The sequence below is a fragment of the Bacteroides sp. OF03-11BH genome, assembly GCF_003604005.1.
GTDB classification, from domain to species: Bacteria; Bacteroidota; Bacteroidia; order Bacteroidales; family Bacteroidaceae; genus Bacteroides; species Bacteroides ovatus.
In genome coordinates this window covers 100,257-123,052 of record NZ_QTMW01000015.1, presented here as the reverse complement: position 1 = coordinate 123,052, position 22,796 = coordinate 100,257, and the positions used below count along the sequence as shown (strand labels likewise).

Sequence of the window (22,796 nt, the reverse complement as noted above, 5' to 3'; positions counted from 1 at the left end):
CAAGTAATAAACAATAGCCCACGCCAATATAGTATATAGTCACCTATTGAAGCGAGTATATAACATTGACGTGAGCGTTCTTGCTTATTATCCTTGTACATAATTGAAGTGTCCAGTTTCAATGCAGGATAATATTTTAAACGCTCTTCGTTAACTATGTCCTTTCAGAACTAACACATTAGGTATCTGAAATTGCTACAAAGTTACGAATTTACGTTTGATTAGCAAGAACTATTGTTTATTAAATGTTGAGAGCTGTCTCTACTCAATAATTCAAGGTTGGTATGAAACTTGCCAAATCCCCATATAAGTAGAAATTCTGAACTTCCATACCAACCCAATTATCAGAAGCTAAGACAATCATAAGTATTAAGTAATTCCTCTTGTCTTAATCCCAAGTATCTCTTAGTAATTGACACACTGGAATGATTGAATAGTTCCATGAGCTTGACAAGTGCAAGCTCCGAATTATCGTTATTCATGTTATAAACCTGTCTGCCAAAGGTCTTCCTAAGAGAATGGCAACTGAAATTGCCTATATGCAACCTGTACTTCTTCTTAATCTCCTTCAACATGACATTGATTCTCTGAACTGTGTACACTGTCCCCTTCTGACTTATCAATACAGGCGCATTTATGCCAACTGGATTTATATGCTCATAACAATCTCTGATATGTTGTTGTAGCTGCATATTAATCCTAATTGTCCTTTGCTTCCCTGTTTTAATCTCTGTAATGGTAAACTCTTCTGCATCTAATATCTGATTCCACCTTAAAGCAAGAATATCAGAAATTCTTAGACCTGTGAAGCAACCCAAAGCGATAAGAAGTGACATCTTATAATTACTATCCCTTGCCAATTTTCTTATTAGGTTCATTGCTTCGCTCCATTGCAGATAATCTGCTGTTGTACTTGAATATTTAAGTGACATAATGTTCTGATTTATAGTGAAACTAATATAAGTGAATATTAATTTTAAACTGGAATATCTAACTTGCTGATTATTAGCTAAACATTCACTAATAACAAAAGTGAATATTATACTACTGGCTATAGCTAATAAAGAGTACCTATATATAGTATATAGATACCCTTATTAGTACTTCATGTATTACTTCAACATAATAATTTGAAATATTGATATATAGCCCAAATAATCATGAAGAAGAATACAATAGGCGAAACTGCACATGCAATAAAGAACATAATAGTCCAAAATATAACAGCGAATAATGCTACTAACATAAATCTTTAATTATTAATTAAGTAATGAATAAATTAAGGGACACCCTTATTATATGGATGCCCCTTTAAATACTGCGTAATACCACTAACTAAGAAACCATTGGTATTTGTCATCACCGTGTAAAGCGGAACATATCCCCGTTGCAAGTTCTGTAGCATTATAGGCTCTATCCAAGAATGAATCTATATATGATGACTTAATACTGCCAGTTAGTAATGAATACCATTTCCACATGCTTATATCATTTCCAAAGCTGCCAAAGTTCTCGTCATTGATATACGCTTTAGCCACATTGTTAATCTGTGTATCAGTAAGTAACATACGTGGAATTGCTTTTTGATACCCCTGTGGTAGACATTGATAAAGTCTCATTCTTCCAAGTAACTGGCAGAACTGATGCTCTGTCATACTGGTATTGCCTAAAGACTGCATCAAATGTATGTGCTTGGCTGCATCGTATTTGTGGAACATTTCCAATACCGCTTGATATAAATCCCTTGTATTGGTAACTTCCAAGCAACTAAGATAACCGTCCGTAGATACACATAGATTTGTGCAAACCTTACAAGTAAAGCCAATAAACACTTTAAAGCGTTCCGCACCCTTCTTTGAATAAAGATTGGTGTGGTTATAAGCTCTGACACCACCAATAGTAAGGGTTAGCCTGTTACCGTGTACTGTCTCATAGATAGTAGGAACTTCAATAACAAAAGCGCACCTCTCGTAGTAGATAGTCTTGTCACTCTCTAATAACTGATTGGCGGGCTTATGTATGGCTTCTGGAATCCTGCCTTTGATTACATGGCTTACACGAATATCTGGCGATTCAATTTGTTCACCGCTAAAGAATGTATTGGTTGCATCCTGTACCGCTTCGATAAAAGCCACATGAGATAATGTAGCTTCGTTATCTTTGGCAAATACAGGGATAATGCAATCATTCCTTAGATGTTCCAAACTGGCTTCAATCGTATTGGCTTCAATAAATAACGGTCGTTTCTGCTTAATAATTGGCTCTTCAATTATTACTGCTTCTTCTGCAAATTCACCAAAGTTTCTACTAATTCTCTGCACTGGCATAATCTGTAATGTTGATTCCATAATCTGATAAATTATTAAGTTAATATGATTAGTAAATACTGCATTTGAGGACAAAATGAGGGCTTAACATGAAGTTCTATTCATTCACTTATCTTTGTGCATCTTTATATGTAGACATATACAAATAGTTGATAAGTCCGCACATTTCAGAAGTTCAAAGCGTTTGTGGACTGAATAGCGATTCATGTTATCCTTTCATTTCTCCTAATGATTGGTGAGGGGATTATTGGGTAATAGAAGAGGCTTATGCACGATATACATCTGATACGCTCACTGACAAATCAAATATTTCACTCTATCAGAGCATAAAGTCTAAATAGAAAACACTTCCTCAATAAAAGGGGTGGGGGTATGAATTTCAAGTACCTATATTTTTGAGTTGGGGATATACATAAAAAGCCCCAAACCTAATTGGTTTGGAGCTTCCAATATTAATAATGAAATACAATAGAAAGAGAATTGCATCCTTACAGTTCTCTCTCTTTATTAATTGTGAACACACCTGTCTCTTAAATCTTCATCTGTAAGAATCTCTGGATAGTAGTTCTTTATTATAGCAAAAATTGTTTCAGATGTAATAATAAACATCTTCTTGTCTCTAAGGTGTATGCCTTTATCATCCCTCTTTATATACCCCATTTTTTCAGCTTGCTCCAAATATCTGGAAACAGTACTTCTACTAATATTCAATTCTTCTGCCAATTCTGTTTGGGTATATTTGCAAGTATTACTGCCATTCAGACATTTACATTTTAGTAGGATGAGAAAGCCCTTTAGCTGTTTGGATATTGGCTCATCATATAGCTTATTACTGATAAAAACAAAATGCTCTGTATTCAGTATATATGCGCATCTGTCAAATGTACCATGCTTTCCTTTTGCTTCATACTTATTAATCTGGATAAGATTCAGTTCCTTAAACTTGTGTAACCATTCTCTTATCTGGTCTACTTTCTTGATTCCATAAAAGGTAGCCAGATTCTCTTGCTTGATATAGGATTTCATTGTGTAGCAATCTGATTTCAGAGCCAGACAATAGAACAGGTATGCTTCCAACAGATTTAATTTACCTGCAATCCGTTCCGTTATTTTCCTGTATGATAATTTGGCTCCCGTCATTAGCAACTGGTTTGTAATAGTTTGTAAAATATATCTTGTGTTCCTTTACTAATCTTCTGTATCTATGGTTGCCAAAATAAGACTTGGCTTCTTTCTGGGTAGTAAATTCTAATCCTGTAGGTAAGTGGATTATCATAATTCTTAGATTATTTTTTAATTATCGTAATATAACTAATCTGTCTGTCACCATGCGACTTGCGATAGCAAGGCAAATGGTAGGTAGTGTATTTATATTCCATAGGTATTTATATATAGGTATTTATATGTAGCCCCCCTATTTGAAACTCCCGTACCCCCTAAATGAAAGAGCCATACCCCCTATTTGAACATTGGAATATTACAGTTTCAAATGCCAATAAGTTTTTGATTCCCATTACAGGCTCACATGGTAGTAGGTAATTGGATTTGGCTACATATCCATTTGGGGATATATGCCAGTCTGATATGCATGAACACGAAAAGGGAGAACCGTTTGCACAGTCCTCCCTTATACATTCTATTATCACCTCTCATAAAACACCTTATCACTACATTCATTAAAAGCTTTAAAGTCAACTACGTATCCTTCATTGGGACTATCTTTTATCAACTTTGGCAACAATTCTGGAGTGATATTATATTCCCTTAGTTCGTTCATATTATCACAAATGCATTGTAACTTGTTTAAAATGAATGATTCACTTCCACATTCTACATAGTCTGAACTCTCCAAGACATAGAAGTGATATGCTCTCAAATCTCTATAGATTTTATTATCTGATATGTGAAATGTCTCATTTTCTAATCCTTCATGAATGAAGCATCTGAAATCACTATCTTTCATCCACCATCTTATAGCATTAAAATGCGTCTTTAATTGATTAATCTCTTTCTCGTAATTCTCAATATCCAAACCATCTGGTTGTGCAGAACGCTCATTCAAAATTCGTTCTGATATGATACCGAAATATTTGTCACACATGGCTTCATAATCATCACACAGTTCTTGAAGCACTTCTGTTGTTACTGGAATCCCCAACTTGGGAAACACACTAACAAGGTCGTTTAATTTATCTATATTCTCGTGAAATTCAATCATTGATTTATTAAAACGTTTAACATCAATGTATCCAATTAATTGGGGGAGTCTATACGTTTTCATAGTTATTATTCGTGTTAGATTTATTATTGCTCATCTTGATGTAAACGGTGTAAACCTTGTTATCTCTTTGCTTGCGTCTCTTGGAATATCCATTGAGCTTAGCCCATATTCCAATCACGGTTTTGTTGTCCTTTACTTGGTGAGCCAATGCAAGCCTACGTAGTTCTTCAAAGCTAAATTCTTCTTGGTTGTTCATAATTGGAAATTCATAAATCGTTCATTGCCTTGATTCATGCTCAAAGCATAAAATTATGTGTATTATTCCCCCCTCTACATAATTGAAGACAAGTCTGGGGTTGTAGATTGTCGTATTGGCGATGTACGGTATGAGATATGGAAATAATACATTTGATTCAAGTTCTTCTAACATGTGCTTACCTGATAAGTACTCTGGTACTATGGTACTGTATAAGTAAACCTTCACGTCTTTGAATCGTTGCATCTTGAGTTTGATAACATCTCGCTTCCTTAAAATAGCTCTCGGTATGTCTTCAAGGAAGTTGTTTGAAGTATTGAGGTCTAAGTTTCTTAACATTAGTCCATTAATTTGAATGAATAAAATATGAATCTTGATGTAGTGAGTGGCATAAATTCAAATAGTAGATTTCAGATATACTTCAAGTGGGGCAATTCAGTAGTTTCAGTGATACCACTCTTATCTCATGTTGGTAGTGCAAAGATACTGCACTTCGGTGAGGTGTCCAAACGCTTCGTAAACATTCTTTAAATTTAGTGTTGAGAGCTTTATGAAGTGAAGATATGCCCTCTTCCGCTAGCTTGGTGGCAGGTTTGGAACTCGAAAATCATTCCTGTTCCTGTTTATGATGCGGCAAGTAGATTGTATATGTCTTACCTTGAACCATTTTGCGCATTTTGATGTATCGGTCAGTAGCCCAAAGCCCAATGTGAAGCCTTGTGTCCTTGATACCGTGCTCTAGTGCCATTTTACGAATGTCAGCGTAGGTCAGTTCTTTCATTTGGAGTAGATTTAGGTTTGTAGTAGTGAATCTGGGTGACGAGAAACTCGGTCATTTCTGACCTTCAATCACGTTGCAAAGGTATAAAGTTCCGACCGCATCACCAAACGACAAGTCGAAATTGTGGAATATTTGAGTTGAGGATGCGATAAAGCAAAAATTCTCCCCTGAACCGTAGCTGTTCGGGGAGAATATGATGTTCAGGCTTACCAGAAACCTTGATTTCCTCGAAAACTTGTCAGCCCTTGTTTCTTTTATCCAATAAGGCTGTAGTGATTTCTTTTATATTGGCGAATCTTTCATTATCCAACAAGCCTATTTCCAAAGCCTTATTGATAAACTGCATAATTGCATCCTTACTGATACCAATTTTAACACACTTGATAATCATTTCTCTAAAACTATCATACAAGTCTGATAGCTTCCCAACAGATAACTGTTTCACATATTGTTTTGCCACATCAGAATCAGAAGTGGAAGATTGGGAAAATTTTTCTATCTCACTTATAAGGGAATTGATTTCATTGTCATAGCTACACAGTTTTCCATTTTTCAAATGACCTACTTGTGATTTCAGTTCTATAGCCTTATTGATTTTAGACGCAAAAAATTGAGTGTCTAACAGAGTATCGAAGGTGATATTATTAGTCACATCATTCATAGGCTTCGCTTCATTGAGAGAATTTGTCTCCACCTTGCCCATATTGAAAATGCCATTATTTAAACTTTTGAAAGCATTAGAGACTTTCTTTGCTTTATCTTTACTGTTTAAATGAGAATAAACTTTGTCTATCATTTTTGTATCTTCATGTCCTGTCGCTATAATAACAGTTTCCTTGGGGATGCCTTTTCTACACAATATTGTGATAAAAGTATGCCTTGCTGTATGTGTATGCAGTAATTTATAAAGAGGTTGGGTTTGTTTAATCCCGTTTTCTTCATAAGTGATAGGCTCGTCTAATCCTGCTTGTTCTGCTACTTCTTTTAAGGCTTCATTGACAATGGACTTTCTTTCTTTATAATATAATAATTCTTTATTCTCATATTTGGATATAATTTCTTTGGCTAATGGCAATAGTGGAATTATAGCTCTGGCTTTTGTCTTTTGTTGTATAATGGAGATGGTTCCTGCTTCTTCGTCCATTTCATTATCTCCATTAAAGAATTTTTGCATATCGCCAATTCGTTGCCCAACTAAACATTGTAGTATGAATAAGTCTCTGATTTCTGTGTATTTCTTTATTTGTCTTTCTGTTCCTGTGATGATATGCTTGTAGAATTTATTCAGTTGCTCTTCTGTTAATGAAACTTTTTTGTTGTCTGCTAATTCTTTGTTGGATTTATCTTTCACGAACTCAAAACTGTTTAGATTGCTGTCAGACCATTTGAAAGGAATATCCAGCCTTTTATCTGCTATTCCTAGTAAATTGAATATAGTTCCTTTAATTATGTTACGCAAAGTGTTATGAGGATGCAATGGATTTTCTTTTATGATTTGCTTTTGGTAGCGATTAATGGTATCTAAATTCATGCTCTCCCATGTATTGGGGATTTCATTCTCTTTGAGAAAACGCTCGAATTTGTCTATGTTAGAACGATATTGTTTCTTGCTGCTTTCTGCACAAGTCTTTGCTTCTATAATTTGTTTCATTATAAAAGTTGCGGGTTTCTGTAATTCTTTCTTCATCCTATCTTTATATATGTGTTGTTTTAATAGTTTCATACTTTCTCCAATCTCGTCTGGATGCATACAAAGATAATGCTTAAATTCGATGAAATATTCTTTTAGTTTTGTGATTTTCTTGTTCACTATAGTGTTATTTATATTATCTAATTCTGATAAGCGTACGCTGATATATGCTTCTTGTCTTTTTTCATTCCAGTGGTCTGGATATATCTTTACCCCTGTAGATAGTTTAACTTGTTTGTTGTTTATTCTGCATACTAAATAGAGATTGGTTGGCTTCTCGCTACGTGGTTTTCTTAAATTGAAACGAGCTTGCATCTCATTAATAAAAATCTGCCTTTCCATAATCTTGTTCTTTAAAGTTGTTCTTTAATTCGGTTCTTTGAATGTGTTCTTTTAAGGCAATTCTTTCTGATAAGTATTAATTAGCTCCCCTCATTAAATATTCTGGCGCACAGTTTGCGCATTTTGAATAAAAACCGTATATTTGCACGCAATAATTTTTAAACGCATAGCCCTATGTCATTTATTGCTGATAAGATTGTAATGGATGGGTTGACTTACGACGACGTATTGTTGATCCCCGCTTATTCTGAAGTTTTACCGCGCACTGTCGATCTCTCGACTAAGTTTTCAAAAAACATTGAGTTAAAAATACCTTTTGTGACGGCTGCCATGGATACAGTTACCGAAGCGAAAATGGCGATTGCCATTGCTCGTGAAGGTGGTATCGGTGTGATTCACAAAAATATGTCTATCGAAGAACAGGCAAGACAAGTTGCTATCGTAAAGCGTGCCGAAAATGGTATGATTTATGATCCTGTAACGATTAAAAGAGGTTCTACTGTTCAGGATGCACTGGACATCATGGCGGAATATAAAATCGGTGGTATCCCTGTGGTAGATGATGAAGGTTATTTGGTGGGTATTGTAACCAACAGAGATTTGCGTTTCGAAAGAGACATGGCAAAACATATTGATCTTGTCATGACTCCGAAAGAAAGATTGGTGACTACTAACCAGTCTACTGACTTGGAATCTGCTGCACAGATTCTTCAGAAACATAAGATTGAGAAACTTCCGATTGTCGGAATGGACGGAAAGTTGATCGGTCTTGTCACTTATAAAGATATTACAAAAGCAAAAGATAAACCGATGGCTTGCAAAGACGCCAAAGGGCGTCTGCGTGTAGCTGCCGGTGTAGGTGTTACTGCCGATACGCTGGAACGTATGCAGGCATTGGTGGATGCCGGTGCAGATGCAATCGTGATTGATACAGCTCACGGACACTCTAAGTTTGTGATTGAAAAACTGAAAGAAGCAAAGAAACGCTTCCCGAATATTGATATTGTGGTAGGTAACATTGCTACCGGAGAAGCTGCCAAAGCTTTGGTGGAAGCTGGTGCAGATGCTGTGAAAGTAGGTATCGGCCCGGGTTCTATCTGTACCACTCGGGTGGTTGCCGGTGTAGGTGTTCCACAGTTATCGGCTGTCTATGATGTAGCAAAAGCGTTGAAGGGTACAGGTATTCCTTTGATTGCCGATGGTGGTTTGCGTTATTCGGGCGACGTGGTGAAAGCATTGGCTGCCGGAGGATATTGCGTAATGATCGGATCATTGGTTGCCGGAACAGAAGAATCTCCGGGTGACACTATTATCTTCAATGGTCGTAAATTCAAATCCTATCGTGGCATGGGTTCATTGGAAGCAATGGAGAACGGTTCGAAAGACCGCTACTTCCAGAGTGGAACTGCTGATGTGAAGAAGCTTGTTCCCGAAGGAATCGCTGCCCGTGTTCCTTATAAAGGTACGCTTTTCGAAGTTGTGTATCAGCTGACTGGTGGTTTGCGTGCAGGTATGGGATACTGTGGCGCTGCTAACATTGAGAAACTTCATGACGCTAAGTTTACCCGCATTACCAATGCAGGTGTAATGGAAAGTCATCCGCACGACGTGACGATTACCAGTGAATCGCCTAACTATAGCCGTCCGGAATAATAGATAGATACGGTGAACTATTAACGGTGAACGGTGAACAGGCTGTATAATCAGCAGGGTGTTCACTGCTAACCGTTTGTTGTTTGAAAAATAAAAGTTGATGATGAAAAGAAGCCTGTTGTTGGGATGTATTTCTCTCTTTGTAGTCGCGGTCTTTGCACAGGAAGATCCGGTATTGATGCGTGTTAACGGAAGAGAGATACTCCGTTCGGAATTTGAATATGCATACCGCCGTTATGCGGAACGTTCAAATGCCAGACTTTCGTCCAAAGAGTATGCGGCACTTTTCGCTCAATCGAAGTTGAAAGTGGAAGCAGCCAGGGCTGCCGGACTTGATACGACCTCTATTTTTCGTAAACAACAGGAGAAATGCCGGACCGAGTTGGTGGAATCTTATCTGATAGACAGGCAAGTGATGGATAGTTGTGCCCGTGCTATCTATCAGAAGATGGGGTTGAAAGCACGTAGCGGCAGGGTACAGGTGATGCAGATTTTCAAACGTTTGCCACAGACAATCACTTCCCGGCATTTAGAAGAAGAAAAAACGCGGATGGATTCTATATACCGGATGATACAGAATCAGCCGGATTTGAACTTTAACCGTTTGGTCGAAATATACTCGGATGATAAGCAAAGTAGATGGATCGAATGTCTGGAAACAACGAGCGAGTTTGAGAATGTTGCTTTCTCTCTGGCAAAAGGTATGGCATCGCGGCCCTTTTTCACTCCTGAAGGGATTCATATCTTGAAAGTGATGGATCGGGAGGAAACAGCTGCTTACGAAAATGTCAGTGCCAGGTTAATGGAACGGTTACGGCGCAAGGAGATTTTGGACAAAGGTACAGGCGCGGTGCTCGAACGCTTGAAAAAAGCATGGCAGTATGCTCCCAATCAGGCGGCAATGGAAGAACTGCTGGCGAAAGGCCGTACAGAACAAACCCTGTTTACGATTGACGGACAAGCATACACCGGAACTATGTTCACGCATTTTGCCTCTTCTCATCCTCAAGCTGTCAAACGGCAGTTGGAAGGATTTATAGCTAAGTCATTGCTGGATTATGAAAGCCGGAATATCGATAAAAAGCATCCGGAAATTCCTTATGCCTTGCGGGAATCTGATGAAAACTATTTGGTGGAAGAGATAACACGTCAGAAAATAGATTTGCCCGCAGCTAATGACTGGGCGGGATTGGCTACTTATTTTAAATTTCATTCGTCGGATTATCGGTGGGAGAGCCCCCGGTATAGAGGAGTCGTACTTCATTGCGTTGATAAAAAGACGGCAAAGCAAGCCAAAAAAATGCTGAAGAAAGTGCCGGAAAAAGAGTGGGCGGACAAGCTTCGGCAAACTTTTAATACATCCGGGGAGGAAAAGATACAAGTTGAACAAGGAATTTTTGCCGACGGAGACAATAAATATATAGATAAACTGGTTTTTAAGAAGGGTGATTTTGATCCTTTGATGTCTTATCCTTTTACTATTGTAGTAGGCGAAAAAATGAAAGGTCCGGATGATTATCGGGAAGTAATTGATCGGGTTCGAAAGGATTATCGAAGCTATCTTGACACGTGCTGGATGCGGGAATTGAGTGAGTCCGGTAAGGTTGAAATAAACCAAGAGGTTTTAAAAACAGTTAATAATAACTGATGTAACCGATTATTCACTATCTTCGTACCTTAAATAAGTAGATTTTAGTTGCCGATGCGAATATTAGTCCTCTTACTGATTACCCTTCTTGGTTGTGGAGCGTGCAAGGAACAGCACGACCACAAAGGAAAGACTCCTTTGGTAGAGGTGGACGGTAATTTTTTATATAAAGAAGATTTGATGTCCGTGCTTCCGGTCGGATTGTCAAAAGATGATAGCATTCTCTTCACCGAGCACTATATTCGTAGTTGGGCGGAAGAGATTTTATTGTATGAGAAAGCTGCGAACAATATCCCCGATAATGTGGATGTAGACAAGCTGGTGGAGAATTATCGGAAAGCGTTGATAATGCATACTTATCAGCAGGAGTTGATTAGCCAGAAGTTGGCGAATGATATTTCCGAACACGAGATAGCAGAGTATTACGGCAAAAACAAGGAATTATTTAAACTGGAAGGTCCGTTGATTAAGGGATTGTTTATTAAAGTGCCGTTGACAGCTCCCCAGTTGAACAATGTGCGCAGATGGTATAAGTCGGAAAAACAGGATGCTATCGAGAGCCTGGAAAAATATAGTTTGCAGAATGCGGTGAAATATGAATATTTCTATGATAAATGGGTGTCCGTGACCGATGTCCTGGACATGATTCCGTTGAAAGTAGAGGCACCGGAAGAGTACGTAAACAAACACCGTCAGGTAGAATTGAAAGATACGGCTTATTATTATTTCCTGAATGTGAGCGATTATCGCGGAGTTGGTGAGGAGAAACCGTATGAATTTGCCCGCTCGGAAGTGAAAGACTTACTGGTAAATCAGAAACGGGTGAGCTTTATGGAACAGGTAAAGAACGACTTGTATCAGCAGGCGGTAAGTAAGAAGAAGATTATATATAATTATTAAATACAAAGAATGAAGAAGTTTGTGAACTTTAGATTTGTTGTTACCCTTGTCCTGGCAATATTTGCTAATGTGGCAACCTATGCACAAGATAATGTGGTTGATGAAGTAGTTTGGGTAGTAGGTGACGAAGCTATTTTAAAATCAGATGTAGAAGAGGCCCGTATGGATGCCTTGTATAATGGACGCAGATTCGAAGGCGATCCTTATTGTGTAATTCCTGAAGAGATTGCTGTGCAGAAGTTATTCCTGCATCAGGCAAAGTTGGACAGTATCGAGGTTTCCGAAGCGGAAATCATCCAGCGTGTGGATATGATGACCAATATGTACATCCAGCAGATCGGTTCCAGAGAGAAAATGGAGGAGTATTTCAATAAAACATCCACCCAGATTCGTGAAACTTTGCGTGATAATGCACGTGACGGATTGACGGTTCAGAAGATGCAGCAGAAACTGGCAGGAGATATCAAAGTGACTCCGGCAGAAGTACGCCGTTACTTCAAAGATCTTCCACAGGATAGTATCCCTTACATTCCTACACAGGTGGAAGTGCAGATTATTACTTTGCAACCCAAAATACCCGTTTCGGAAATCGAGGATGTAAAGAGGACACTGCGTGATTATACGGATCGTGTGACAAAAGGAGAAATCGACTTCTCTACATTGGCCCGTTTGTATTCTGAAGATAAGGCTTCTGCCATTAAAGGTGGTGAATGTGGATTTATGGGACGTGGTATGATGGACCCCGCTTATGCGAATGTGGCATTCAGCTTGCAGGACCCGAAGAAAGTTTCCAAAATTGTAGAATCGGAATTTGGTTTCCATATTATCCAGTTGATTGAGAAGCGTGGTGACCGTGTTAATACCCGCCATATCCTGTTGCGTCCGAAAGTCTCGGAAAAAGAACTGACCGAGGCTTGTGCCCGTCTGGATTCTATTGCAGATGATATTCGTGCTAACAAATTCACATTTGATGATGCCGCTGCCGTTATCTCACAAGATAAGGATACCCGCAACAATCACGGTATCATGGTGAACATCAATGAACATTCAGGTATCACTACTTCTAAGTTCCAGATGCAGGATCTTCCTCAAGACGTTGCTAAGGTAGTGGATAAGATGAATGTTGGCGAGATTTCCAAGGCTTTTACAATGATTAATGAGAAAGATGGAAAAGAAGTATGCGCTATCGTGAAATTGAAAACTAAAATCAATGGTCATAAAGCAACCATCGCGGAAGACTATCAGGATCTGAAAGAAATCGTAATGGATAAGCGTCGCGAAGAGGTGTTGCAGAAATGGATTCTGAACAAGCAAAAACACACTTATGTACGCATCAACGAAAACTGGCAGAAGTGTGACTTCAAGTATCCGGGTTGGGTCAAGAATGACTGATATAACCTTGCTTTGACTTTATATGCTGAAAAAGAATAAGAAAAATAAACAACAAGACAGGCATAGATGGCTCCTTATAGGCTTTCTATGCCTGTTTGGTGTATGTCTTGTGGCACAAGTGAGGCCGACGGGACAGAAACCCACGGCAGGGGCTTCGACAAAATCGACTGCGGATACGTCTAAGACGGCTCCCAAAACCAAAACGCCGGCGGGTAATAAGAAACAATCGGACAACAAGAAGCAACCGGAGAATAAAAAGACCAAAGTTTACTTGCTCCATGCTGACGAAGGACAGGCGGATAAGCTGGCACGTCCGGATGTGCAGGTGTTGATTGGTAACGTGAAGTTGCGCCATGACAGTATGTATATGTACTGTGACAGTGCACTGATTTTTGAGAAAACCAACTCCGTAGAAGCCTTCAGCAATGTGCGTATGGAACAGGGAGACACCTTGTTCATCTATGGTGATTATCTTTATTATGACGGAATGACGCAAATTGCGCAACTTCGTGAAAATGTGAAGATGATTAATCGGAACACGACCCTGCTGACGGACAGTTTGAACTACGACCGTCTCTATGATCTCGGATATTATTTCGAGGGGGGAACTTTGATGGATGAAGAGAATGTACTGACTTCTGACTGGGGCGAATATAGCCCTGCAACAAAACAGTCGGTATTCAACCATGATGTGAAGTTGGTGAACCCTAAGTTTGTGTTGACCTCCGATACATTGAGGTATAATACCGAAAACAAAATAGCAGTGATTCTCGGACCTTCCAATATTGTCAGTGATAATAATCATATCTATTCGGAACGGGGATTCTATAACACATTGACCGAACAAGCGGAATTGTTGGACCGTTCGGTCCTGACCAATCAGGGGAAGAAACTTGTAGGCGACAGTCTGTTCTATGACCGGATAATCGGTTACGGAGAAGCATTCGATAATGTGAAGATGACAGACTCCATCAATAAGAATATGCTGACGGGCGATTATTGTTTCTATAATGAATTGACGGACTCCGCGTTTGCAACAAAACGTGCTGTTGCTATCGATTATTCACAGGGAGACAGTCTTTATATGCATGGGGATACTTTGCAGATGGTGTCCTATAATCTGAATACCGATTCTTTGTACCGGTTGATGAAGGCTTACCATAAAGTACGTATGTATCGTACAGATGTTCAGGGAGTATGTGACTCACTGGTCTATAATTCGAAAGATTCTTGTATGACCATGTATACTGACCCTATTCTTTGGAATGACGGACAGCAACTGCTTGGTGAGCAGATCAAGATTTATATGAATGACAGCACGATTGACTGGGCGCACATTATCAACCAGGCGTTGACAGTGGAGATGAAAGACTCTATTCACTATAATCAAGTGTCCGGCAAGGAGATGAAAGCCTATTTCGTTAATGGAGATATGCGCCATATTGAAGTGATCGGTAATGTGCTGACAGCTTTTTATCCTGAAGAGAAAGACAGTACGATGACCGGATTTAATTGTCTGGAAGGTAGTATGCTGCATCTTTATATGAAGGATAAGAGAATGGAAAAAGGACTTTTTATCGGTAAATCCAACGGAACGATGTATCCGATGGACCAGATACCGCCTGATAAACTGCGTCTTCCCACTTTTGCCTGGTTCGACTATGTCCGTCCGCTAAATAAGGACGATATTTTCAACTGGCGCAGCAAGCGTGCGGGAGAAACATTGAAGCCGACTACCGACCGGCGACCAAAGACAGAAAAGCGAAACTTAATAAATATGAAGTAGTATGGGAATGTTTAACTCAATGAGAAAGCCCCGGGGCTTTAATCATCAATACATTTATGTAGACGAGCGGAAAGAAAAGCTCGCTAAGATGGAGGAGAACGCCAAACGTGACTTGGGGATGCTGCCGGAGAAAGAATTTAATCCGGAAGATATTCGCGGTAAATTCGTCGAAGGTACTACACATTTGAAAAGAAGAAAAGCAAGTGGCCGCAAACCGGTTTCTTTCGGAATTATACTGATAATCATTGCCTTCCTTCTCTATCTGTGGCATTATTTAGCAACAGGAAGCTGGAGTTTTTAATTGTTAATTTACGAAGTATGAGCGATATCATTCATTTGTTACCTGATTCGGTAGCTAACCAGATTGCTGCCGGTGAAGTGATACAACGTCCGGCATCTGTTATCAAGGAGCTAGTGGAGAATGCGATTGATGCAGATGCGCAAAATATACATGTGTTAGTGACTGATGCGGGTAAAACCTGTATTCAGGTGATTGATGATGGAAAAGGAATGTCCGAAACGGATGCCCGTCTCTCTTTTGAGCGGCATGCTACTTCCAAGATACGGGAAGCTGCGGACTTGTTTGCTTTGCGTACCATGGGATTTCGTGGGGAAGCATTGGCATCCATCGCAGCAGTGGCGCAGGTAGAACTGAAGACGCGTCCGGAATCGGAAGAACTGGGAACGAAACTGGTGATTGCGGGTTCTCAAGTGGAGAGCCAGGAGGCTATATCCTGTTCTAAAGGAAGTAACTTCTCTGTAAAGAACCTGTTCTTTAATGTGCCTGCCCGTCGTAAATTTTTAAAGGCTAATTCCACTGAATTGAGCAACATCCTTGCCGAATTTGAGCGTATCGCTTTGGTGCATCCGGAAGTTGCCTTTTCGCTTTATAGTAATGATTCGGAACTGTTCAATCTTCCGGTATCACAGTTACGCCAGCGTATTCTTGCTATTTTCGGTAAGAAGCTCAACCAGCAATTACTGAATATAGACGTGAACACTACCATGGTGAAAATCTCCGGATACGTAGCCAAACCGGAGACTGCCCGTAAGAAAGGAGCCCATCAGTATTTCTTTGTCAACGGACGTTATATGCGCCATCCTTATTTTCATAAGGCAGTCATGGAGGCTTATGAGCAGTTGATTCCCGCCGGTGAACAGATTTCCTATTTTATCTATTTTGATGTAGATCCGGCTAATATTGATGTGAATATTCACCCGACAAAGACCGAGATCAAGTTTGAGAATGAGCAGGCTATCTGGCAGATACTTTCAGCATCCGTTAAGGAATCGTTGGGTAAGTTCAGTGCTATCCCTTCCATTGATTTTGATACGGAGGATATGCCTGATATTCCGGCATTTGAGGAAAAGATATCTTCCGAACCTCCGAAGGTACATTATAATACAGATTATAATCCGTTTAAAGTCTCTGCCGGTGGCGGTGGTGGCGGATCGTATAGTCGTTCGAAAGTAGAATGGGAGGAATTGTACGGAGGGCTGACAAAAGCCAGTAAGATGAATAATCCGCAGCCGGAACCCGAAATGGATTGGGAGGATTCTTCTATTGGAGGCGAACCGGCCTTCGTGGAAGAAAAGATAGAGACGGTGACATCCGCCGCTTCTTCTACTTTGTATGCCAACGAACCGGTGATGGAAAAAGGAAATCAGCATTTGCAGTTTAAAGGGCGGTTTATTTTGACTTCAGTTAAATCGGGTCTGATGCTAATCGATCAACACCGGGCACATATACGGGTGCTTTTTGATCGCTATATGGTACAGATTCAACAGAAACAGGGAGTATCTCAAGGCGTTCTCTTCCCGGAAATATTACAATTACCGGCTTCAGAAGCTGCTGTTCTTCAAAGCATTATGGATGATTTGTCGGCAGTCGGCTTCGATTTGAGCAATCTGGGAGGCGGTAGCTATGCCATCAATGGCATCCCTTCGGGTATTGAAGGACTGAATCCGGTCGAACTGGTGCGTAATATGCTACATACAGCGATGGAAAAAGGGAATGACGTTAAGGAAGAAATCCAAAATATTCTGGCATTAACATTGGCGCGGGCAGCGGCTATTGTCTACGGACAGGTGTTGAGTAATGAAGAAATGGTAAGCCTTGTAGACAACCTTTTTGCCTGTCCCTCACCGAATTACACACCCGATGGGAAAACCGTTTTGACAACCATTAAGGAGGAGGACATCGAAAGATTATTCAAATAAAACAAATAAATTCATCTTTTCCTAAAACCTTTTAGTTCAGTTCGTGTTATTTAAATAGTTCAACAAAGAAAAAGATTTAAATAACCACTTAACTATTAGGTATATGAAAAAGATTCTGATGTTGCTGGCATTTGCCGGCGTTGCGTCTGTCGCTTCTGCGCAGCAGACAATGACTGTAACTGAATACGAAGTGATTCAGGTGCAAGATAAATATCAAGTAATAACTAATCCTTTCTGGAGTAACTGGTTCTTCTCTGTAGGAGGAGGTGCCCAGGTATTGTATGGAAACAATGACCATATCGGTAAGTTCAGAGATCGTGTTGCTCCCACATTTAACGTGTCTGTTGGTAAATGGGTAACTCCGGGATTCGGATTGCGTTTGCAGTACAGCGGATTACAAGCCAAAGGATTTACCACCAGCGAAAATGCTAATTATGTGGTTGGCGGTCCGAGAGAAGATGGTTCTTACAAACAAAGATGGGACTACATGAACTTGCATGGTGATTTGATGATTAACCTGAATGCACTTTTCGGTGGATACAATCCGAACCGTGTATATGAAATTATCCCTTATATTGGTGCCGGTTGGGCTCATGCTTATTCTCGTCCTCACACTAACTCCGCTACTTTCAATGCAGGTATTATCAACCGCTTCCGTTTGTCGAATGCTGTTGACTTGAATCTGGAATTGAGTGCAACAGGTCTGGAAGGTAAGTTTGATGGAGAGCACGCAGGTAAACCTGACTACGATGGTATCTTAGGTGCTACTATTGGTGTAACTTATTATTTCCCGACTCGCGGATTCCAACGTCCGGTTCCACAGATTATCTCTGAACTTGAATTGAACCAGATGCGTAACCAGATGAATGCAATGGCAGCAGCTAATATGCAATTACAACAGCAGTTGGCAAATGCACAACAACCGGTTGAAGTAGAAGATACTGAAGAAGTTGTTATAACAGATACTAATATTGCTCCACGTACTGTATTCTTCAAGATCGGTTCTGATAAATTGTCTCCGCAGGAAGAAATGAACTTGTCATATCTTGCCAGCAAGATAAAAGAATCTCCGAACGCTACATACACAATCAACGGATATGCAGACTCTGCAACAGGTACTCCGGCTTTCAACCAGAAGTTGAGTTTGGAACGTGCACAAGTTGTTAAAGACCTGCTCGTTAAGAAGTATGGCATCTCTGCCGATAGATTGAAAGTTGCAGCCGGTGGTGGTGTTGACAAATTCGGTCAACCGATTCTGAACCGTGTAGTATTGGTCGAATCAGCACAGTAATCATATAATTTCAGTATTCGGCGATTCTTTGTGATCGCCTGCTGAAAGAGAGAAGGCGGCTGAAAGCGAATCCTGAAATAAGGTATTTTCGCTTTCAGCTGCCTTTTCTTTTCTTATTTTAGGACCATTAATACTTGCCTGGGCTTTTGATTATGAGTTTGAGGTATATGGAAGCGCTTACACTGATTATAAATGTAGGTTGTTTTACCTTGAAGAAGCATAGCTTTAGGGAACGTAAAGCATAACTTTTGCCTACCTAAAGCTACGCTTTAGAGGGGGAATAAGAGGTACTCCACACTTCCCCTGCAAATAGCTATTTTTTCAATCCTCTTCACCTTTCTTCTGAACTCTCGATGAATAAACTGTTTGCGGGTGAAGGGAGGGCTTCTCATTACCGTATTCATCACATTACATATCGAAAAATGTCATTACAGTGCTTTCTAAAGTCATTGCATTAATTGTGGCAAACACTGCAATGTTTTTTTTAATCATCCCAATGAAAAAAATAATCTATTAGCATATTTGTTTTTGCTATTAGCATCTTCCTTTTAGCTATAATGATATTCTGATTAGCTATAATGAAATTACATACAAAGCAAAGTGAAAGGGCTTGAATCTCTGTTAATTCACTCTTGATTTGAATCATTCTTACTGGAATAATCGCTCTGTGTAGCAATATTTTATATATTTGTGATATGGAACTCAAATCTAAAATATTATGGACGATATAAATACCGTATACGCACTACTCGTTTTAATTATGTTTTTTGTTTTATTGAGTAGGCTGGATAATCGTTTTGGGAAGATAGAAAGAGAACTGAACGAGATAAAAAAACGGATGGATGATTATCTCAAAGTTCAGCAAAGAAGGGTTACTGAAAAGGTAAAGCCTGAAGGAGAAGCATTGAAAAAGGAAAACGAAGATATCTCTGCATCACCTCAAATAATAGAAAAAACTTCGACACTAGAGACTAAACTGCAAAAAGAAACTGTGCCGGAAAAACAGAAGCCGGTTGTTGAAACAGTTATCCGTGAGGCACTGGAAGGAACACGTGAAAAGACGGTTGAAACAGAACTGGAAGATGTTTGTGTTGAGGCTGTTCCGAAACAAAAGAAACAAGTGAACTATGAGAAGTTCATCGGTGAGAATCTCTTCGGAAAGATCGGTATCCTAATATTCGTCATCGGTGTAGGCTTCTTTGTGAAGTATGCTATTGATAAGAATTGGATCAATGAGACTTTCCGTACCGTACTTGGTTTCCTGACGGGAGCTGTATTACTGGCCGTTGCCGAACGGTTGCAAAAGAAGTATCGTACATTTAGCTCGTTGCTTGCGGGTGGCGCTTTTGCTGTATTCTATCTTACGGTTGCCATTGCATTCCATTATTATCATATCTTCTCGCAGACTATGGCGTTTATCATTCTGATAGGCGTCACTGTATTTATGTCTGTTCTGTCTGTGGTATACAATCGGCGCGAACTGGCCATCATTTCACTTGTCGGAGGATTTCTTGCACCTTTCATCGTAAGCAGTGGAGAGGGAAGTTATCTGGTACTGTTCACTTATGTAAGTATCCTGAATCTCGGTATGTTCGGACTTTCCATTTATAAGAAGTGGGGTGAGCTTCCGATGATCTCATTTGTCTTTACCTGGCTGATAATGGGAATCTTTCTTTTATTTAGCTATACCTCCAGTTCTACAGTTATTTCGGGGCACTTGTTTTTGTTTACCACTCTGTTTTATTTTATCTTTCTACTTCCGGTGTTCTCTATTCTTCGTGGGGAAGATATGCGAACAATGAGTCGGGGGCTGGTATTCGTCATTATAACGAATAACTTTATTTATCTGCTTTCGGGAGCTTTGTTCTTGCGGAATATGGGATGGTCTTTCAAAGCAAGCGGTTTGTTGAGCCTGTTCATTGCTCTTGTTAATTTAGGACTGGTGCTTTGGTTATGGAAGAGCCGGAAAGACTATAAATTCCTGGTGTATACCACTCTGGGGCTTGTGTTGACATTTGTCTCTATTACCGTTCCGATTCAGTTGGATGGAAACTATATAACATTAGTTTGGGCGTCAGAAATGGTGTTATTATTATGGCTTTATATCAAGTCGAGAATCCGGGTATATGAATATGCGGCAAAGATACTGGTGGGACTCACCTTTATTTCTTACCTGATGGATATATATAATGTAGTAATGCATGAGCATCATGCTGTCAGCACTATTTTCCTGAACAGTTCATTTGCCACCTCTTTGTTTGTAGGGCTGGCTATGGGAGCATTTGCTCTGTTGATGGGGTATTATAGACCATTCTTCTCTACAGCCCGTCAACTGAAATATGGTTTCTGGAATCCTTTCATGCTTTTTGTCTCTGTAGCCATACTTTATTATACATTTATGATGGAGTTTCACCTGCATTTTGAGGGAGCTACGAGGAGCGGAGCAATGTTCTTGTTTACTGCCATTGCCATTTCGAGTGTTTGTTATGCTTCTAGAAAACGATTCCCGATCACCCAATGTCTGACTTTCTATATGTTAGCTATTGGGATAAATACGCTTGTATATATCATAAATATATGGGGAGATCAATGGGAGAACATGGCTTTTGTGCCTGTTGTACTACGATGGTTCACGGCAGCATTTGTAATAGCGAATATATGCTATGTGGCACGCCAATACTATCTATTAATCGGCATCAAGAGTCGTTTCACTATTTATCTCAATATTCTGGTCACTCTTCTTTGGGTGACAATGGTACGCTCTTTCCTCTGGCAGGTAGGAGTGGATGATTTCAGTGCCGGACTTTCGCTTTCATTAAGTATTGCCGGATTTGTTCAGATGGGACTAGGGATGCGTTTGCATCAGAAAGTCATGCGCATGATAAGCCTTTCGACTTTTGGAATCGTTCTGCTTAAACTTGTATTTGATGATTTGTGGGCAATGCCTACTATCGGTAAGATCATTGTATTCATCATTCTCGGACTGATATTACTGATACTTTCATTCCTTTATCAGAAATTAAAGGATGTATTATTCAAGAATGATGAAGATGAAGTTAGCTAAATCTTAAATTATATATTATAATAAAGGCTGCCATTCTTTCTTAGAGTAGGCAGCCTTTACTTTATATGATACGTTTTTATGCAAACTTCCTTATTCCTGTGAGAAACGTTTTACCTGTTCCTCGATTAACTCCTTGTCATCGAAATAATTAATCTTCATTGCTTTTTTCACATCTGCCAAAGTCTCGGCAGCAGCAGCTCTGGCTACTTCGCATCCTTGCTGAAGCATGTCATAGATAGCCGGAATATCTTTGCTGAACTCTTTACGACGATTACGAATCGGTTCGAGTATTTCTTGCATAATAGAATTCAGGAAACGTTTCACTTTTACGTCGCCCAGTCCGCCGCGTTGATAATGTGCTTTCAATTCTGCCAGATTCGGATAATCCGGTAAGTAGCGTTCGAAATGTTCGGGGAGGCAGAAGGCGTCAAGGTAAGTGAATACGGTGTTACCTTCAATCTTTCCCGGGTCTTGTACACGGAGATGTCCCGGATCGGTATACATACTCATGATCTTCTTCTGGATTTCTTCCGGTTCTTCCGAAAGGTAGATACAGTTTCCGAGTGATTTACTCATTTTAGCTTTACCGTCAGTTCCCGGAAGACGCAGGCAGGCTGCATTGTCCGGCAACAGGATTTCCGGTTCTACCAATGTCTCACCATATATATAGTTGAAACGGCGAACGATTTCACGAGCCTGTTCAAGCATTGGTTCCTGGTCTTCACCCACAGGGACAGTTGTTGCACGGAATGCTGTGATGTCCGCTGCCTGGCTGATAGGATAAGTGAAGAAACCTACAGGAATACTTGCTTCAAAGTTGCGCATCTGGATTTCCGATTTCACAGTCGGGTTACGTTGCAGGCGAGATACGCTTACAAGGTCCATATAATAGAAACTAAGCTCGCATAATTCCGGAATTTGCGACTGTATGAAGATGGTAGCTTTAGACGGATCTATGCCACAAGCCAGATAGTCAAGGGCTACTTCAATTACATTCTGACGCACCTTCTCCGGATTGTCTATATTGTCTGTCAATGCCTGCGAATCGGCAATGAAGATAAACATCTTGCTATAATCACCTGCATTTTGCAGGTCAACTCTGCGTTTCAACGAGCCTACATAGTGACCGATATGAAGTCTTCCGGTAGGACGGTCGCCCGTCAATATGATTTTTTCTTTTCCCATATTTTATTACCTTATTATATAATGGCGACAAAGATAAGGA

The 22,796-nt window shown here is 39.8% G+C and carries 16 protein-coding genes; 9 read left to right on the top strand and 7 right to left on the bottom strand.

What is annotated here, in order from left to right:
* Window positions 1-344: 344 nt before the first annotated feature.
* From DXA54_RS13415 to DXA54_RS13375, 6 genes are all read right to left on the bottom strand, one after another.
* Window positions 345-932: a tyrosine-type recombinase/integrase gene (locus DXA54_RS13415; RefSeq protein ID WP_008646584.1), complete on the bottom strand. Its 588-nt coding sequence runs from the start codon at window positions 930-932 to the stop codon at window positions 345-347.
* A 399-nt stretch (window positions 933-1,331) separates the two neighbouring features.
* Window positions 1,332-2,348, bottom strand: coding sequence for a DUF3871 family protein (locus tag DXA54_RS13410; protein ID WP_120079712.1), 1,017 nt, complete (start codon window positions 2,346-2,348; stop codon window positions 1,332-1,334).
* A gap of 486 nt (window positions 2,349-2,834) precedes the next feature.
* The gene (locus tag DXA54_RS13400; protein WP_120079710.1) at window positions 2,835-3,467 is read right to left on the bottom strand and encodes a helix-turn-helix domain-containing protein; all 633 of its coding nucleotides are present in this window, start codon (window positions 3,465-3,467) and stop codon (window positions 2,835-2,837) included.
* Window positions 3,468-3,969: 502 nt separating this feature from the next.
* Complete coding sequence (locus DXA54_RS13390) at window positions 3,970-4,608, bottom strand: hypothetical protein (protein WP_120079706.1); 639 nt, start codon at window positions 4,606-4,608, stop codon at window positions 3,970-3,972.
* Window positions 4,609-5,411: 803 nt separating this feature from the next.
* Window positions 5,412-5,585: a hypothetical protein gene (locus DXA54_RS28215; protein WP_165863244.1), complete on the bottom strand. Its 174-nt coding sequence runs from the start codon at window positions 5,583-5,585 to the stop codon at window positions 5,412-5,414.
* 238 nt (window positions 5,586-5,823) lie between these two features.
* Entirely contained in the window at window positions 5,824-7,617 is a 1,794-nt protein-coding gene (locus tag DXA54_RS13375) for a site-specific integrase (protein WP_120079700.1), read from the bottom strand.
* 174 nt (window positions 7,618-7,791) lie between these two features.
* On the opposite strand from DXA54_RS13375, the gene guaB reads away from it, so the two are divergent.
* The 9 genes from guaB to DXA54_RS13330 all read left to right on the top strand — a co-directional run bounded on the left by guaB (window position 7,792) and on the right by DXA54_RS13330 (window position 21,571).
* Complete coding sequence (gene guaB / locus DXA54_RS13370; RefSeq protein ID WP_004297169.1) at window positions 7,792-9,270, top strand: IMP dehydrogenase; 1,479 nt, start codon at window positions 7,792-7,794, stop codon at window positions 9,268-9,270.
* 103 nt (window positions 9,271-9,373) lie between these two features.
* Window positions 9,374-10,918, top strand: a complete 1,545-nt coding sequence (locus DXA54_RS13365; protein ID WP_120079731.1) for a peptidylprolyl isomerase — start codon at window positions 9,374-9,376, stop codon at window positions 10,916-10,918.
* A 54-nt stretch (window positions 10,919-10,972) separates the two neighbouring features.
* A complete protein-coding gene (locus tag DXA54_RS13360; protein WP_004308632.1) occupies window positions 10,973-11,818 on the top strand; it encodes a hypothetical protein in 846 nt (281 codons plus the stop codon).
* A gap of 9 nt (window positions 11,819-11,827) precedes the next feature.
* Complete coding sequence (locus DXA54_RS13355; RefSeq protein ID WP_004297172.1) at window positions 11,828-13,210, top strand: peptidylprolyl isomerase; 1,383 nt, start codon at window positions 11,828-11,830, stop codon at window positions 13,208-13,210.
* A gap of 22 nt (window positions 13,211-13,232) precedes the next feature.
* Complete coding sequence (locus tag DXA54_RS13350) at window positions 13,233-14,996, top strand: OstA-like protein (protein WP_004297173.1); 1,764 nt, start codon at window positions 13,233-13,235, stop codon at window positions 14,994-14,996.
* 1 nt (window position 14,997) lies between these two features.
* Entirely contained in the window at window positions 14,998-15,297 is a 300-nt protein-coding gene (locus DXA54_RS13345; RefSeq protein ID WP_004297174.1) for a hypothetical protein, read from the top strand.
* A gap of 17 nt (window positions 15,298-15,314) precedes the next feature.
* On the top strand, window positions 15,315-17,216 hold the full coding sequence (mutL, locus tag DXA54_RS13340; protein WP_074559962.1) for a DNA mismatch repair endonuclease MutL: 1,902 nt from the start codon (window positions 15,315-15,317) through the stop codon (window positions 17,214-17,216).
* Between the two features lie 103 nt (window positions 17,217-17,319).
* A complete protein-coding gene (locus DXA54_RS13335; RefSeq protein ID WP_004305595.1) occupies window positions 17,320-18,507 on the top strand; it encodes an OmpA family protein in 1,188 nt (395 codons plus the stop codon).
* A 718-nt stretch (window positions 18,508-19,225) separates the two neighbouring features.
* A complete protein-coding gene (locus DXA54_RS13330) occupies window positions 19,226-21,571 on the top strand; it encodes a DUF2339 domain-containing protein (protein WP_120079698.1) in 2,346 nt (781 codons plus the stop codon).
* A gap of 90 nt (window positions 21,572-21,661) precedes the next feature.
* On the opposite strand, the gene trpS is transcribed toward DXA54_RS13330, so the two are convergent.
* The gene (gene trpS, locus DXA54_RS13325; protein ID WP_004297181.1) at window positions 21,662-22,756 is read right to left on the bottom strand and encodes a tryptophan--tRNA ligase; all 1,095 of its coding nucleotides are present in this window, start codon (window positions 22,754-22,756) and stop codon (window positions 21,662-21,664) included.
* Between the last annotated feature and the right edge of the window lie 40 nt (window positions 22,757-22,796).

What these genes read in the sequence shown, in the direction of transcription:
- DXA54_RS13415 (WP_008646584.1), bottom strand. Translation starts at nt 932, where the DNA reads ATGTCACTTAAATATTCAAGTACAACAGCAGATTATCTGCAATGGAGC.
- DXA54_RS13410 (WP_120079712.1), bottom strand. Translation starts at nt 2,348, where the DNA reads ATGGAATCAACATTACAGATTATGCCAGTGCAGAGAATTAGTAGAAAC.
- DXA54_RS13400 (WP_120079710.1), bottom strand. Translation starts at nt 3,467, where the DNA reads ATGACGGGAGCCAAATTATCATACAGGAAAATAACGGAACGGATTGCA.
- DXA54_RS13390 (WP_120079706.1), bottom strand. Translation starts at nt 4,608, where the DNA reads ATGAAAACGTATAGACTCCCCCAATTAATTGGATACATTGATGTTAAA.
- DXA54_RS28215 (WP_165863244.1), bottom strand. Translation starts at nt 5,585, where the DNA reads ATGAAAGAACTGACCTACGCTGACATTCGTAAAATGGCACTAGAGCAC.
- DXA54_RS13375 (WP_120079700.1), bottom strand. Translation starts at nt 7,617, where the DNA reads ATGGAAAGGCAGATTTTTATTAATGAGATGCAAGCTCGTTTCAATTTA.
- guaB (WP_004297169.1), top strand. Translation starts at nt 7,792, where the DNA reads ATGTCATTTATTGCTGATAAGATTGTAATGGATGGGTTGACTTACGAC.
- DXA54_RS13365 (WP_120079731.1), top strand. Translation starts at nt 9,374, where the DNA reads ATGAAAAGAAGCCTGTTGTTGGGATGTATTTCTCTCTTTGTAGTCGCG.
- DXA54_RS13360 (WP_004308632.1), top strand. Translation starts at nt 10,973, where the DNA reads ATGCGAATATTAGTCCTCTTACTGATTACCCTTCTTGGTTGTGGAGCG.
- DXA54_RS13355 (WP_004297172.1), top strand. Translation starts at nt 11,828, where the DNA reads ATGAAGAAGTTTGTGAACTTTAGATTTGTTGTTACCCTTGTCCTGGCA.
- DXA54_RS13350 (WP_004297173.1), top strand. Translation starts at nt 13,233, where the DNA reads ATGCTGAAAAAGAATAAGAAAAATAAACAACAAGACAGGCATAGATGG.
- DXA54_RS13345 (WP_004297174.1), top strand. Translation starts at nt 14,998, where the DNA reads ATGGGAATGTTTAACTCAATGAGAAAGCCCCGGGGCTTTAATCATCAA.
- mutL (WP_074559962.1), top strand. Translation starts at nt 15,315, where the DNA reads ATGAGCGATATCATTCATTTGTTACCTGATTCGGTAGCTAACCAGATT.
- DXA54_RS13335 (WP_004305595.1), top strand. Translation starts at nt 17,320, where the DNA reads ATGAAAAAGATTCTGATGTTGCTGGCATTTGCCGGCGTTGCGTCTGTC.
- DXA54_RS13330 (WP_120079698.1), top strand. Translation starts at nt 19,226, where the DNA reads ATGGACGATATAAATACCGTATACGCACTACTCGTTTTAATTATGTTT.
- trpS (WP_004297181.1), bottom strand. Translation starts at nt 22,756, where the DNA reads ATGGGAAAAGAAAAAATCATATTGACGGGCGACCGTCCTACCGGAAGA.